A 14,652-nucleotide genomic window follows, 5' to 3' on the forward strand; every position below is an offset into this window, starting at 1 on the left:
ATCATATCTTCTGGCAGCTTCTTTGAAATTCAGTATTTGTTAATGTGCAACACTCATGCTCTCATCAATCCATTTCTGTACGACATCGACGCCAATCTTAACGGCTTTAGCAATCTTGTCAGCAGGTAAACCCATCTCTGCAAGGGCAATCGTTGTCTCTTTTGCTTTTTGCATTTCACCGCTTTCAATACCTTCACTGTAAATCTGTTCCATCTCACGGCACATGAATTCCACCCCTTTCTGTGTTTCCTTCAATTCGTATACTCTGTCAGCAAGTATCTTACTGTGCATATCTTCTGCATTCTTACAGTGAAGATCATGCATCAGTCTGCCTAATTCTGTATCCTCTTGTTTCTTAGAATTTACATAGATAATATGAGCTTCATCCTTAAAATTCTCACTGACTTCTTCGATTTTCCTGTCTATATGATAAATCGGAAGTCCGTATCCAAGTGCATCGTCTCTGGTGATAAAAATCACGTAGCTTTCCGGAAGTTCATCAAAATCCTGTCCTGGATTTAATGTGTTCATATCCATCAGACCACTATGATACCTTGCTCTTTTGGGAGATGCCCCTTCGTTGTCCTGTTGGATTTCTACATCCATCTGCTTGCCTTCAGAATCTCTGGCAACACAGTCCAGAATAGCTGAACGCCCCTGCAAATTCTTATAGTCTTTCTGCAGAACTTGATCAATCACTTTCAGATCCTTTTTATTCATAATTACCTGCAGAACATATTCTGTACATTCCCGTTTCTTGAATACATTCCGCATAAACACATCGCTCATGATGGTAAGGTCTTTTAAGATACCCTTGTATCTTTCGTAACGTGTTTCCAATTCTTCTGTTTTCACGATTTCTTCTTTCGCCACGTCCATTCTCGCCTCCATTCTTTGCTATGTCAGGATAGGTTCCTAAATGTCTCCTATCCCAATTTCATCTTAACATCAAAATCAGCTTTTCACAAGCCACTATTTTATCCTACACCACTTGAAAACAATAATTTCCAATCAGTTTCATCCAACTATTATATTTATTCTTTTCACACACCTTTCGGCAAATTTCATTTTCCATCAATACACAGAACATCTTATCATAATCAAATGCCCAGACAGCACCATTCACATGGTTTTCCACTGCTTTCTGATCTATGTGCTTTAAGCGTGTGACCATTTTTTCAATTTCTCCATTTCCCAAGTTACCGATATTTTTACAGATAAACCGAAAGAAATTCAACGTTGCATATTCGTCATGCCAATGGAATTCTTCTGGATTGTTTTTAATTTTACTGGCTCGCTGCTGTTCTTTGATTATCTGATCAGCTACACCCTTCATCGAATCTTCGTATCTCATATTATTCACCTACTCTTCCTCAACGCCCAGTGATGGTTTAAATCTTTTATCTTTTGCCTGCGGTACCACTATCTCATAAAAATAAAATCCTAAATATCCAAGTGCCTGCTTCTTCATTTTATAAAAAGAAGTCCTGCCTACGCCTAACTCCTGCTGTACTTCCACATCTGTCTTATTATAATGACTGCAAAAGCAGGAATGAAGAATCTCACTGAGCATCACACCATTCGGTGCATAGAACTTTACCAGTGTCATTCCACGATAGATCATATCTGACAAGCCGTAAATAATCATCAGGTTATTCATTTCCCGGTGCATCTTTGGCACATTCAGCTGATTGTTATAAATGCTCAGATAACTCAACGCATATGCCATATCTTCATTGATTTTCTCCTGGCACTCCATATCCAATTCTTCTAACACAATCTGATTTTCCAAAATCAATTTCTGATAGCTTGTCATCAGTTCCTTGATATCTGTATAATGTCTCTCCATCGTTACTTCCAGATAATCCTGTGCATGGCTTGCCATCTGGAAGGTAATCTCTTTCATTGATTTAATTGCATAATCTCTGTCTGTCATCAGTTTCAAAATCTCCTTATCATCATCACACTAACTGGCGGTCTTTCAGACCAGTTCGCTTTCCCCATGATTTTGATGGGAAGCAATTACTTACTACAACTTGCAGAAGCGGATATCCAAAAGGCATTGTGGGAGCTGCCTTTGCTGACCGGAATCCATCTTCTTATGTAAAACCTACAGGAATATAAAGGGAAAGTGACTATCCCTGCCGGTTAATAATCCAAATAATATCGTCTATACCAATCTCTCCTTATGCTGTTTTTCTCTCCATAAACCATTTATCCACTTCATAAAACAAATGGCTTTCCTGTCCCTGTATCATACAGGTATACATCATTCCTACACCGCCTGCCTTTCTGCTGGCACATCGCTCAATTTTCAAAATTCTGTCAATGTTATATTTTTTTCCATCTTCCCAGGTGAAAAATATAGGAACCAGTTTTCCGTCTTTCCGAAACTCTGCCACTACATCTACATACACTTTATTCATACCGACACCTCACTATAAGATCTCTATTGCTCTTGGCGATGCCGGAATCCTTCGGATATATCCGTTTTGTTCCAACTGCTTAATTCTGGAAAAAGCAGATGACGTTGATCTTACTCCGATCAGTTTTCCAAATTCCCGAACTGTCGGCGGATATCCATGCTCCTTCGTATAATTCAAAATGCACTGATAGCTTTCTTCCTGTTTTCTGGTTAATGTCTGTTTCAAATCTATCCCTCCCATTATCCATGAAAATAACTGTGTGGATGAACTGTATGTGTACCAGCGTCCAAGTGGGATAAGACTTTATCCTGATACATAACTGCTCTCTGTATACTGAAATAACCAAACCGTCGTCTGATCTCATCTACAGTGCGATCCATCTTTTCCAATTTTTCCTGTTTCTCTTGATTACCAAAAAGTTCCAACTGGACGGGAATATCATCCAACACAAGATCTACTGCTCGAATACCAAGGCTTCTGATTGGATGCTCCCATTTATAATAATCCTTAAACAATTGAAATGCTGCTGTAACAATCTCATCTGTTATATTTGTTGGATGATGTAATTGTTTCTGCCTCGAAAAACGAAACAAGCCATTGTCTCGGACCGTAATTTCTATCGTTTTGCATTTAAAACCATGTTTTCTTAATCTTGCTGCAACGCTTTCTGCCAGTGCCATCTGAATGATCCAGACATCCAGATCATCTTCTAAATCTCTTGGAGTTGTGGTACTATTACCAATTGACTTCACCGGAGCTGTATACCCATCTTTGCAAACTGGATCATCGTCCCAGCCATTTGCAAATGACCATAACACAATTCCCATCTTTCCAAAATGGCTTTCTAACATTGCTTCATCACTTTCTGCAAGTTCCCCAATGGTTCGAATCCCCAGCTTCTGAAGTTTCTTCCGAGTCTGTCTTCCAACATAAAGCAGATCCGATGCAGGAAGCTGCCAAATCATACTTTTATAATTCTCCCGGTTAAACTCTGTAATCGCATCTGGCTTTTTGTAATCTGAACCAAGTTTCGCATAAATCTTATTCCAGGAAATTCCAATACTTACCGTTACACCCAGTTCGTATTTAATCCGATGGCTGATTTCTCTTGCAATCGTTATTCCGCTTCCTTTCAGATTTCTACTGGCTGATACATCCAGCCAGGCTTCATCAATCCCATATGGCTCGATCTTGTCCGTATACTCCGAATAGATTTCTCTTGCCATCTGTGAAAATCTCAAATACAAGTCCATCCGTGGTGGCACAAAAATGATTTCCGGACAAATCTGTTTTGCCTGCCATAATGCCATTCCGGTCTTTACACCTTTTCGCTTTGCAATATAATTTGCTGTCAGCACAATTCCATGTCTGGCTTCCGGATCACCGCCAACTGCAAGAGGCATTCCGGCAAATTCCGGGTGATGCAGCATTTCCACACTTGCATAAAATGAATTCATGTCGCTATGAAGAATTGTCCTGTCTCCCATTAACTCCACCACCTTCTCTCTGTTTGGTTTATTGTCTTATCAATTTCTGTATGCTTAGTATATATCTCCGTATTGGAGATAGTCAAGCGACATCTTGGTCGTATTATCTCCTTTTCGGAGATTTTTCTTGATTTTTGATTTTATTCGGGTTATAATGCATATAGAAAAATCAAAAAGAAATGAGGCGAACATATGCGTGCTTTCGGAGAAGTATTAGTAGAAAACAGAAAAAGGAAAGGCTACTCCCAGGCGGATCTGGTGGACTTACTTGCTCAGGAAGGAATTGAAGTTACTACGAAAGCAGTCTCCAAATGGGAGAATCTAACAAGAGAACCCTCCTTACACACAATCCTGACAGTTTGTCAGATTTTAGATATTGAAGATATATACGAAGAATTTTTAGGTGAAAATCCATTTGATCATGTCATGGAAAATTTGAATGAAGACGGCAAAGCTAAGATTATTGAATTTGCCAATCTTCTGCGGGCGTCCAGAAAGTATCTTCCGCATAGAGCCGATATCATTCCATTTGAAAATTATCAGCCGATTGCAGTAGAGCCAGCTTCTGCCGGTACTGGAAATTATATTGAAGACAGTGTAAAAGAAAGTTACAATGTCGGTCATCTCGCACCTGAAAAGACGGATTTTGGAATCCGTATATCTGGTGACAGTATGGAACCAATGTATCATACCGGAGATGTTGCATGGGTTCATAAACAAGACAGTATCTCCAACGGTGAAATCGGTATCTTCTATCTCAATGGCAATACCTATATCAAAGAGCTACATGACGGTCCGGATGGAGTTTATCTGGTTTCATTGAATGAAAAGTATCATCCAATCCAGATTTATGAATCTGATTCTTTTAAAATCTTTGGGAAAGTAATCGGAAAATGCAAAGGAGCAGAAATCCCTGGTTTTCATTAAAGATCAACTGCAGACTTCTAGCCTGCTCTTGCTGAAAATAATAAAGGAAGTGATAAAATGGCAATTAACAACACACTTAAAGATATCCGTGAAGAACGAAATCTCGTTCAGGCAGATCTTGCAAAAGCTGTCGGTTCTTGCAGTGATACCATCGGACGCATTGAGCGTGGTGAGCGAAATGCCTCTCTCGAAATTGCAATCCGTCTGGCACATTATCTGAAAATGCCAGTAGAAGAGATTTTTCAAATTGAAGACTGAACCGCAAATATCAGAAAACCGAGGACTGTTCCCCGGTTTTTCTTTTTCGCTAAACTATTTAGAGTCCTTTTACAAACTCAACTGCATTTTTTATATCTTTTCCATCTGGATGTCCTTTTGCTATACCACCCACCAGTTTAAATGGGCCAAATGTGTCATAGCCCTTGCATCCGAATTTTCCGATTGCTGTAGAATGCTTCTTGCCCAAAATCTGCTCTATGGATTTATAATTCGCACTTCCACCATAAGTACAGATCAGAAATACCCCTTTGTCGTCCGGTAGATTCTTCTCTGCAAATCCCAATATCGACTGATGAAATTTTGAAAAATAGATTCCTGATGCAAACCCAATCGTATCATAACTGCTCAGATCTGCATCTGGCTGTTTTACAGCATCAATCAAATCAACCTGACACTCTTCTGCAATGCTCTTTACTAATTTCTCTGTGTTTCCATGATGCACAGATGAATATACGATTACCTTTCTCATCATTCTTCCTTTCCTCTATTCCCATCAATCATATCATAGCTCATATCCAAAAAATCTAATGTCTTTGCTTCACTTACTGAACCATCCAGTAAAATTGTGATCCAGTGCTGTTTGTTCATATGGTATCCTGGCAAAAATCCAAAGGTCTGAATAATCATACTTGTCATTTCCGGATCACATTTTACATCCATAATATCGACAAATTCATTTCCTTCTAATCCTAGTTTGCATTTTTCAACGCTCATGACCACAGCATACCATTTTCCATTCTTATGTCGCAACACAGCATTATCTGGTGATTGTGCCCATAAATACTCCGGCATCGTACCATACTGTTTCTTCACATATTCAAAAATTTCTTCTTTCTTCACAATCTATTCAACTCCTGATTCTCCTGATATCCTGCCCATAATCATACCATATTTTCACTTCCCGTGCTACCTGCCAAATTCTTTTGCATTTTCCCGGTTCTCCTGACTTTAACTAATAGAGGGGTAAAACAGCAAGGACAGGAAGTGAGGATACACTTCCGGGAAATCCCAATTTAGGGTACCCTGCCCTAAATTGAAAAACGTTGAAAGCAACGATACTACTGTCCTCTCAGAAAGGAGAACCCACCAATGGCTGAAAGAAAGAGAAACAAAGAAATCCATTTTTATGTCACCGAAGAAGAAAGGAAGCTTATACGCAGGAAGATGATAGAATCAAAAACCAAAAACATGGGAGCTTATCTGCGTAAGATGGCAATCGACGGTTACATCGTCAACACCGATACCACCCCACTGAAGAAACAGTATGAGGAAATGCACAAGATTGGTGTAAATATCAACCAGATTGCAAAAAAGGTAAATACCACCGGAGATCTATATCCAGAAGAAATGCAAGAATTGAAAGAGATGGTGAAAGAATTATGGCGTATCTTAAAATCTTCCCCATTAAGGTAACTGACAAGAAAGCTCTGGACTATATTACAAATCCAGATAAGACAGATGAAAAACTGTTAGTTTCCAGTTTTGGCTGTTCCCCGGAAACTGCAGATCTTGAATTTTCTATGACAAGAGAAATGGCAAAAAAGAATGGAATGGATAAAGGCGATAACCTGGCATTTCATCTGATCCAATCATTTAAACCTGGAGAAGTTGATGCCGAAAATGCCCATCGCTTAGGTCAACAATTTGCTGACGAAGTGCTGAAAGGAAAATATGAGTACGTGATCAGCACACACGTTGACAAAAATCATATTCACAATCATATCATCTGTGCGCCCATAAGGGGCAGAGTAAATCCGCTTAGCAAGCGGCAGGCGTGAGGTTTCATGCCTGTGGTCAACGGCTAACCTGGATGGGGAAACCCAAAGGGGACAATAGCACGACCGTAACGCTGTGAGTTGGCAAGTTGTCATGCCACGACTGAGCAGCAAGACCAAAGTTCATATGAGGATAAAGCCTACACTGGTTGAACGGCAGTCCGAGGGACATTTGTGGTGGTCGCAGCGGAAGACAGCTATATCCGCTGCGCTGTGCATCTCCGCCAGAAAAGATGACTGGCAGGAGCGAAACCGATGTGCAGCCCGTATGTATCAGCATAAAAGGACGAAAACCGTATCCGACAATGAACACAGCTTTTTACTCTGTTACTAAATGGGGATTGCCTAAGTTGGAATGCTCGCAAGAGCTATGGGTGCAGGCCCTGAAAATCCAATATGGCAACGGAGCCGCCGTAGTAGTCCGAGCGTGTTAATGGCACGCACATGGCGAAGGGCGGCAGTTCATTCGATTCAATGCAAAAGAAAGGAAGGTGCGTGAGGCACTATGAGAAATCCAGAAAATGTATTGAACAGTCTGCAAGAGCATTCAGCTCAATCCGGCTATGTCTATGACAGATTGTACCGCAATCTGTTCAACCGGGAATTTTTCTTACAGGCGTATCAAAATATCTATGCCAGTCAGGGAAACATGACCGCAGGCACAGACGGGAAAACCATTGACGCAATGAGCCTTGAAAGAGTTGACAGGCTTATTGCAGCCCTGAAAGACGAATCTTACCAGCCCAAGCCGTCCAGACGGACATATATTCCCAAAAAGAATGGAAAACTCCGTCCTCTGGGCATCCCGTCCATTGACGACAAGCTGGTACAGGAAGTTGTCCGTATGCTGTTGGAATCCATCTATGAAAACAGCTTTGAGGACACCTCCCACGGCTTTCGACCCAATAAAAGCTGTCACACAGCCTTGAGAATGATTCAAAATCGCTTTACACGGTGCAAATGGTTTGTGGAGGGAGACATTAAAGGCTTCTTTGACAATATCGACCATAATGTCATGATTGGCATCCTCCGCAAGAGAATCAAAGATGAACGCTTCCTGCGCCTTATCCGTAAATTTCTTAATGCGGGATATATGGAAGATAACCAAGTGCATCAAAGCTACAGCGGCACGCCACAGGGCGGCATCATTAGTCCTATTCTCGCCAATATCTATCTCGACCAGTTCGACAAATATATGGCAGAGTTTAAGAAACGGTTTGACCGTGGGAACAAGCGAGCCGTCAATGTGGAATACCGCAAGCTGAGCGATAAGAGAATCCGACTCAAAAGAAAGCTGGCAAAGGCAAAAACTGAGGAAGAAAAGCAGTCCTTACTGGAAAGCATCTGGGAACTGGACAAGGTTCACAAGTCCATCCCCTGTAAAGACCCTATGGACGAAAACTTCCGCAGACTGCAATATGTCCGCTACGCTGATGACTTTCTTATCGGTATCATCGGAGCCAAAGAGGATGCACAGGCTGTGAAACAGGAAATCGGCACATATATCGCCGGACAGTTGAAATTGGAACTGTCGGACGAAAAGACGCTGGTAACCAAAGCGACAGACCGGGCAAAATTCTTAGGATTTGAAATCAGGGTTACACCGCAGAGCAATCACACCAAGAAAACCAAAAGTGGTTCTACGGCCAGAAATTACAGCGGCCATGTCATGCTGGAAGTCCCAACTTCCGCCATTCAGAAGAAGCTGCTGGAACTGGGAGCCATGAGAATCGATGTTCGCAATGGAACAGAGATTTGGCAGCCCACCCATCGCGGAAAACTTGTCGGGCGAACGGACCTGAGTATTCTTGACCAGTACAACGGCGAGATACGAGGATTCTGTAACTATTATGCGATTGCAAACAATCGCTCCAAGCTACACAAGTTCCGCTATATCATGGAGTACAGCTTTTACAAAACTCTGGCCTGTAAATACCGCACAACAAAGCGCAAAATCATTGTTCAGTATCGTATCGGCAAAGACATCGGTGTGAAATTTCAGGACAAACATGGCAAGGAGCGTATTCGACTACTGTGGCAAGGCAGTCTTGCCAGAGACCCCTATCCTCTGGGAAAAGAAGCGGATATTATCCATAAGCCAAAAGGCATTCTGAAGAAGCCCAGTCTTGGCGCACGATTGAAAGCAAATCGGTGTGAATGGTGTGGAAAAGAAACTTCAGTGTTGGTGATGCACCAGGTAAGAACGCTGAAAGAGCTGGATGAAAGTCAACCGTGGGCAGCTTTTATGAAAAAGATTAACCGGAAAACACTGGTAGTCTGTGAAAGCTGTCACACTAAAATACACAGTGCAGACTGTGAATGAATGGAGAGCCGGATACAGCGAGAGTTGTAAGTCCGGTTCGGGGGCGAGTGTCCGGAAACCTACCGCAGCAATGCGGCAAGGCGCTGGGTACTTAGCCTACTCAACGCTGCAAGCTTTGTTGATCATCACAAGTATGTTTCCAATAAGCGGAGCTACCATAAACTCTGCAGAATCAGTAATCGTATCTGCCATGAAAATGGACTTGCCACCAGCATGCCAACCGGAGAAAAAGGTACAAGCTATAAAGAGAACATGGAATATCATCGTGGCACCAGTTGGAAAGCCAAGCTACGTGTCGCAGTTGATAAATCAATCTGGACTTCCATCAACTATGAGGAATTTCTGCAAAAGATGCAGTTAGCCGGATATGAAGTCCGGCAGGGAAAGCACCTGTCCTTCCGTGCACCGGAGCAGAAGAACTTCACTTATATGAAATCTCTCGGAAGCTATTATTCCGAAGAAAATGTTCGCATCCGTCTGGCTAAAAATCGTAGCAAAGTAAAAACTCCAAGACATCTGTCCAGAGAAGCTCGCTTGTATATCAATATCTCCACTTATGTCACAACTGGAAATCGAGAGGGATTTGAACGATGGGCAAAGCTCAATAATCTAAAAGAGGCAGCCCGCACCTTCAACTATCTTTCCGAAAATAACTTGCTGAATTATGACGATTTCAGGCAGCATGTATCTGACATTGAAGCTTCTGTGAAAGTTGCCGACCAAAGAATAGCACAAATCAACAGTGAGCTGAGCACGCAGAAAGTCATTCAGAAACACTGCAATTCTTACCGGCTTTGTCGTAAAGTAATTGAAGATTGTAAATCTGCTAAAAATCCAAAAGCATACCGCACCAAACATCAGGCAGAATACCAGCTCCACGATTCACTAAAAAAAGAGCTTCAGGATCTCGGTATCACCAAAATCCCAAGCTCTAATAAAATCCAGAAGCGGATTGAAAATCTTGAATCTGAACAGGATGCTACTGTCCGGGAAAAACAGGAATTGCAGAAAAAGCAGAAAACCCTAGAGATCATTCAGCAAAATTTCACTGTACTGCTCGATGCTCCAGAGATCAGTTCAGACTTACTTCCGGCAAAAAAGGAACCTGTTTCTGTCACAAGAGAAAAATAAGATTGCACTGGCAACTCACTCATTTTCTTCCAAATCTTCCCAAGGTTTCAAATCCTTTTCCTCCCAGGTGACACCATACGGTGCACCTCCGGAGGTATAACCAGCAATACAGAAAAATCGGTCATCTTGCAAGATCTCTTCTTTGGTCAGATTATCTCTTGCTTCTTTTTTCCGTTTTGCTCGCCTCTGTTTCCTCTTTTGTTTCGCAACAGCTGCTTTTTCTTCCGGCGTTTTCCTATGTCCTTTTGCCATAAGTGTTTCTAGTGTAATTCCACTCTGAATGTCTTTTAGTATACGAGTTTCATACCCTGTTTCACGTTTCTCAACAATTCTATAGTATGATGAACATAAAAGATTCGGTGAATCAACATTGTACTAATACTTTTTTTCAACCGAAGTTTTCAATTTTTCAAAAGCTTCTTCACTGATTACATGTTCTATCCGACAGGCATCTCTTTCTGCAGTTTCCCGATCAACCCCGACAGCTACAAGCTGCTCCGTAAAGAACTGATGGCGTTCATAAATTTTCTCGGCAACCTCCCGCCCGGCATTAGTCAGATTGAGGTATCCATCTTCATCGACAGTCAGGAAACCGCCATTCTTTAACACACCTACTGCATGGCTGATGCTCGGTTTACTGAATCCCATGTGCCGGGCAAGATCAATGGATCGGACCATACCCTGCTTCTTTTGAAGAATCAGCACAGCCTCCAGATAATCCTCCCCGGACGCATGAATCTTCATCGGTTCCTCCTTTATGCAAGGCTCCAGCCGGAAGCCTTTTTACGGATATTTACAAAATCCTGATAAATCCCGGCTTTTGCCATAAGCTCGTCATGGGTTCCCTGTTCGCTGATCCGTCCATCAGAGATCACCAAAATCTGATCTGCCTGACGGATGGTATTCAGGCGATGTGCAATCACAAGTAATGTTTTACCCTTTACCAGCTCATTGATTGCCTCCTGGATATAGCTTTCATTATCGGTATCAACACTTGCAGTCGCTTCATCCAGAATGACAATCGGTGCGTCCTTCAAAATGCATCGGGCGATAGAGATTCTTTGCTTTTCGCCGCCGGACAGAGTAGCGCCGCCTTCACCGATGACTGTCTGGAATCCATCTGGCAGCGCCATGATAAAATCATAGCAGCGGGCTTTTTTTGCAGCCTCATAGACTTCTTCCTCGGTAGCGTCCGGTTTACCCATGCTGATATTGTTGTAAATGGTATCCTGGAACAAGTACACCCTCTGGAAAACCATGCTGATCTGTTCCATCAGTTCGGCGAGAGGTACATCCCGAATATCTGTACCACGGATTGTCACTTTGCCGGATTTCACATCCCACAGCCGCGCCAGAAGGTTCGCAATCGTGGATTTGCCACCGCCAGACGGTCCCACAAGTGCGGTCATGGTATTCTTCTGCATAGAGAAGCTGATGTTGTGCAGGACTTCCTTGTCCTGATAGGCGAAGCCCACATCGCTAAATTGTACTTCTGGCTGATCCGGCTGTGCCTGTGACAGAATATGTTGATTTCCGTTATCGGGAAGTTCGGGCTCGTCCAAAACAGCTTCAATGCGGTCTAATGCGGCATTCATCACGGTCAGTCGGGTTGCTTCTCCATAAAGAGCTTTCAGAGGTCCAAAGAGATCAAAGACAAACAGCAGCACGCCCAAAAGATAAGCCAGGGAGAGTACGCCTTCCTGATGTAAAAAAACGGATAAACCGAAGATAGCGGCAATACCCACGCCATAGAGAATGTTTAAGCCAGTGGTCCACGGTGTCATTTTCTGCTCAAACTTCGTATTGACATCCCTTGATTTTTTGAAGTTTTCCGTTAATTCGTCAGATTTTTCTCCGAGCAGATTGTAACTTTTGATAACCCCAATTCCTTCAGCAAAAGACAAGACCGCATCCGTCAAATTCTCGCTTTGGTTTTGACGCCCGACAGCCTCCTTGAAGGAAACCTTATTCATATATTTTGCAACCAGTGATGCCAGCAAGGTAATGATTACCGCAATCAGCCCAAGTCTCCAATCCAGTACGAACATAAAAACAGCTAAAACCAAAGTAGACAGCATATAGCTCATCATGTTGCCAATGGTACTCATAGAAACTTCCTCAATGAATACCATATCCGTACTGAGAACAGAGCTGATTTTTCCAATATTCCCCGATGTAAAGTAACCCATCGGCATTTTTCTTAAATGATTTCCCAACTCCATCCGTTTATCAGCAAAGATCATAAATCCAGCGGCACTTTGCAGACGGTCGCTCAAATAGTGAACCACTGTCTGAACCACTACAACAGCTAATAATCCAAGTCCGACAAACAGACAGGTCTTTCCAGTCAGCGTATTATCAGCAAACCCGGCCAAGACAATAAACGCCATGAAGATCGGCATTTTGGAGAGAATGGACTCGACAAATGCACATAGAAATGCAGCCTGAATACGGCTTTTATACCTCCCGGAGAGGTTCAGGATTCTTGAAATCAATGCAAACATTTATCTTCCCTCCTTTGCAGTAGATACTTTCCACTCGGCGCTGTCCTGAGCCGCTTTCCACAACTTTTGGTATTCTGGGCAAGCTTGAATCAGCTCCTGATGTTTTCCGGTTGCCACCATCTTTCCGTGATCCATAACGCATATTTGATCTGCGTTCATTATAGCGGGAAGTTTGTGAGCGATAACTACCAAGGTTTTTCCCTCCACCAGCTCCGCAATAGCAGCCTCCATTTTTTCCTCATTTTCTGGATCAGCATAGGCCGTAGCCTCGTCAAGCACTACAATCGGGGCATCCTTCAATATTGCCCGCGCCAGGGAAATTCGCTGGCGCTGCCCCCCGGAAAGCATTTTCCCCGCATCGCCCGCCATGGAGTGAATACCTTGCGGCAGCTTTTCCAGAAACTCCATACACCGGGCTTTCTTCGCCGCCTGCATTACTTCCTCATCGGTAGCATCCAAACGTCCAAGACGGATATTTTCCAGCAGGGAGGTGTTAAACAGGTACTGATCCTGAGCCACATAGGAAATGCGGCTGTTCAATGCCTCCAGGCTCATATCACAAAGTTTATGCCCGCCAATGGAAATGCTCCCTTTCTGCGGGTCATAGTAGTGGATCAACAGTTTTGCAAGGGTGCTCTTGCCAGAACCGGATTCACCAACTAGGGCAGTTTTTTGTCCTGCTTGTGCCACAAAGGTAATATCGTGGAGGACTTCGTTTTCCGCTATTATCGGTTTCCCATCTGGGCCAGGCTGTGTCGTCTGATACGCAAAGGAAACATGATCGTAAGAAATGTTAAAATCCTGTCCGTGGAAATCATCCTCAGCAGCTTGCAGCGGTGCCGTATTTAACATCTGTTCAAGTGCCGTGATCTTATAATTCAGATTCGGAATCGTCTCCATAAAGCCCAGTGCTTTCAGGAGAGGAATCCCAATGCTGAGGGAAAGGCAGAGGACTAAAATCAAATCAGGTAAAGTGCTTATGCCACAGAGAACAAACCATGCCCCAAGAGGCAAAGTCAGAATAACAGTGCAGGGCAGTAGACTTCCGTATATCGCCATCCAGGGCCAGGCGGCCTTATACCATGCCAAGGTATAATCCCGATAGTCCGTTACATCCTTGCGGAAGTTCTCGTAAGATTCGCTCTCCCGGTTGAAAACCTTGACAACCTCCATACCATTGATGTACTCAATGATCGTGTTGTTCATTTTCTGTGCAGACTGATAGTAGGGACCCATGCGCTTCATTCCAACAGAGTACATAATGACCATGGAGAGCAGGCTGATCGGGATAGAGGCCAAAGACATAAGAGCCAGTTTCCAGTCCGCACAAAACATAGCAACATAAATCACCAGCGGGATCAGTAAATTTGCGATACCCTCTGGGACTGAATGAGCAAGGAGCAATTCCAAGCTGTCCACATCATCGACAAACAGCTTTTTGATTGTCCCTGTCCCTTTTTCCTCCACAATGCCAAGGGGAAGTTTCTCAAACTTCTTTTGCAGAGATACCCGCAGCCGCAACAATGTGTTATATGCTGCTTTATGAGAAATTGATAATCCCCATCCATAAAAAAACGCCTGCAAAACAAGACAGATCAAAACCCCTATAACACGCAATAAAACAAATTCTGTTTCAACAGAATCGCCCATAACCAATGGCGAAATGACCTGATAGGCCAGCACAAAAGGCAGGATACCCGTAAGAACGCTGACCAGTACGACAACCGTGGCCACATACATATTTTTCTTATATGGCCCTGCGTACTCAAAGATTTTTTTGAACATAAGCCCTCCTTATAT

General features: G+C 42.9%; 17 protein-coding genes and 1 pseudogene. 6 read left to right on the plus strand and 12 right to left on the minus strand.

Annotated features, from left to right (window positions below; translation table 11 throughout):
* Window positions 1–39 precede the first annotated feature (39 nt).
* The 6 genes from G4417_RS08355 to dinB form a co-directional block, all read right to left on the minus strand.
* Complete coding sequence (locus G4417_RS08355) at window positions 40–879, minus strand: PD-(D/E)XK nuclease family transposase (protein ID WP_138344136.1); 840 nt, start codon at window positions 877–879, stop codon at window positions 40–42.
* A gap of 103 nt (window positions 880–982) precedes the next feature.
* The gene (locus G4417_RS08360) at window positions 983–1,354 is read right to left on the minus strand and encodes a hypothetical protein (RefSeq protein WP_138344140.1); all 372 of its coding nucleotides are present in this window, start codon (window positions 1,352–1,354) and stop codon (window positions 983–985) included.
* A 9-nt stretch (window positions 1,355–1,363) separates the two neighbouring features.
* Window positions 1,364–1,936: a hypothetical protein gene (locus G4417_RS08365; protein WP_054335622.1), complete on the minus strand. Its 573-nt coding sequence runs from the start codon at window positions 1,934–1,936 to the stop codon at window positions 1,364–1,366.
* A 250-nt stretch (window positions 1,937–2,186) separates the two neighbouring features.
* Window positions 2,187–2,426, minus strand: coding sequence for a hypothetical protein (locus G4417_RS08370; RefSeq protein ID WP_138344135.1), 240 nt, complete (start codon window positions 2,424–2,426; stop codon window positions 2,187–2,189).
* Window positions 2,427–2,438: 12 nt separating this feature from the next.
* Window positions 2,439–2,651 (minus strand): DNA-binding protein, encoded by a 213-nt coding sequence (locus G4417_RS08375; protein ID WP_117457280.1) that lies wholly within the window; start codon window positions 2,649–2,651, stop codon window positions 2,439–2,441.
* 14 nt (window positions 2,652–2,665) lie between these two features.
* The gene (gene dinB, locus G4417_RS08380) at window positions 2,666–3,913 is read right to left on the minus strand and encodes a DNA polymerase IV (RefSeq protein ID WP_138344134.1); all 1,248 of its coding nucleotides are present in this window, start codon (window positions 3,911–3,913) and stop codon (window positions 2,666–2,668) included.
* 192 nt (window positions 3,914–4,105) lie between these two features.
* Between dinB and G4417_RS08385 the strand changes: the two genes are divergently transcribed.
* On the plus strand, window positions 4,106–4,840 hold the full coding sequence (locus tag G4417_RS08385) for an XRE family transcriptional regulator (RefSeq protein WP_117457278.1): 735 nt from the start codon (window positions 4,106–4,108) through the stop codon (window positions 4,838–4,840).
* A gap of 57 nt (window positions 4,841–4,897) precedes the next feature.
* On the plus strand, window positions 4,898–5,098 hold the full coding sequence (locus tag G4417_RS08390; protein ID WP_054335619.1) for a helix-turn-helix transcriptional regulator: 201 nt from the start codon (window positions 4,898–4,900) through the stop codon (window positions 5,096–5,098).
* A 58-nt stretch (window positions 5,099–5,156) separates the two neighbouring features.
* On the opposite strand, the gene G4417_RS08395 is transcribed toward G4417_RS08390, so the two are convergent.
* Both G4417_RS08395 and G4417_RS08400 read right to left on the minus strand, forming a co-directional pair.
* Window positions 5,157–5,588: a flavodoxin family protein gene (locus tag G4417_RS08395; protein ID WP_054335660.1), complete on the minus strand. Its 432-nt coding sequence runs from the start codon at window positions 5,586–5,588 to the stop codon at window positions 5,157–5,159.
* Window positions 5,588–5,959, minus strand: a complete 372-nt coding sequence (locus G4417_RS08400; protein WP_054335618.1) for an MmcQ/YjbR family DNA-binding protein — start codon at window positions 5,957–5,959, stop codon at window positions 5,588–5,590. Before G4417_RS08400 ends, G4417_RS08395 begins: the two co-directional genes overlap by 1 nt.
* A 249-nt stretch (window positions 5,960–6,208) precedes the next feature.
* Between G4417_RS08400 and G4417_RS08405 the strand changes: the two genes are divergently transcribed.
* The 4 genes and pseudogenes from G4417_RS08405 (at window position 6,209) to G4417_RS08420 (ending at window position 10,348) form a co-directional block, all read left to right on the plus strand.
* The gene (locus G4417_RS08405) at window positions 6,209–6,532 is read left to right on the plus strand and encodes a MobC family plasmid mobilization relaxosome protein (protein WP_015528451.1); all 324 of its coding nucleotides are present in this window, start codon (window positions 6,209–6,211) and stop codon (window positions 6,530–6,532) included.
* A pseudogene (locus G4417_RS08410) lies at window positions 6,499–6,846 on the plus strand (relaxase/mobilization nuclease domain-containing protein); the annotation flags it as partial. The gene G4417_RS08405 and the pseudogene G4417_RS08410, both read left to right, overlap by 34 nt.
* A 553-nt stretch (window positions 6,847–7,399) precedes the next feature.
* Window positions 7,400–9,217 (plus strand): group II intron reverse transcriptase/maturase, encoded by a 1,818-nt coding sequence (gene ltrA / locus G4417_RS08415; protein ID WP_002610947.1) that lies wholly within the window; start codon window positions 7,400–7,402, stop codon window positions 9,215–9,217.
* A 213-nt stretch (window positions 9,218–9,430) separates the two neighbouring features.
* The gene (locus G4417_RS08420; protein ID WP_420314192.1) at window positions 9,431–10,348 is read left to right on the plus strand and encodes a relaxase/mobilization nuclease; all 918 of its coding nucleotides are present in this window, start codon (window positions 9,431–9,433) and stop codon (window positions 10,346–10,348) included.
* Between the two features lie 15 nt (window positions 10,349–10,363).
* On the opposite strand, the gene G4417_RS08425 is transcribed toward G4417_RS08420, so the two are convergent.
* From G4417_RS08425 to G4417_RS08440, 4 genes are all read right to left on the minus strand, one after another.
* Window positions 10,364–10,600, minus strand: a complete 237-nt coding sequence (locus G4417_RS08425; protein WP_015528449.1) for a hypothetical protein — start codon at window positions 10,598–10,600, stop codon at window positions 10,364–10,366.
* Window positions 10,601–10,723: 123 nt separating this feature from the next.
* Window positions 10,724–11,092 (minus strand): metal-dependent transcriptional regulator, encoded by a 369-nt coding sequence (locus tag G4417_RS08430; protein WP_015528448.1) that lies wholly within the window; start codon window positions 11,090–11,092, stop codon window positions 10,724–10,726.
* 11 nt (window positions 11,093–11,103) lie between these two features.
* A complete protein-coding gene (locus G4417_RS08435) occupies window positions 11,104–12,852 on the minus strand; it encodes an ABC transporter ATP-binding protein (RefSeq protein ID WP_015528447.1) in 1,749 nt (582 codons plus the stop codon).
* The gene (locus G4417_RS08440; protein WP_138344132.1) at window positions 12,853–14,637 is read right to left on the minus strand and encodes an ABC transporter ATP-binding protein; all 1,785 of its coding nucleotides are present in this window, start codon (window positions 14,635–14,637) and stop codon (window positions 12,853–12,855) included. It lies immediately after the preceding gene.
* Between the last annotated feature and the right edge of the window lie 15 nt (window positions 14,638–14,652).

It is taken from the genome of Blautia wexlerae (assembly GCF_013300825.1).
In the GTDB taxonomy this organism is placed as follows: domain Bacteria; phylum Bacillota; class Clostridia; order Lachnospirales; family Lachnospiraceae; genus Blautia_A; species Blautia_A wexlerae_B.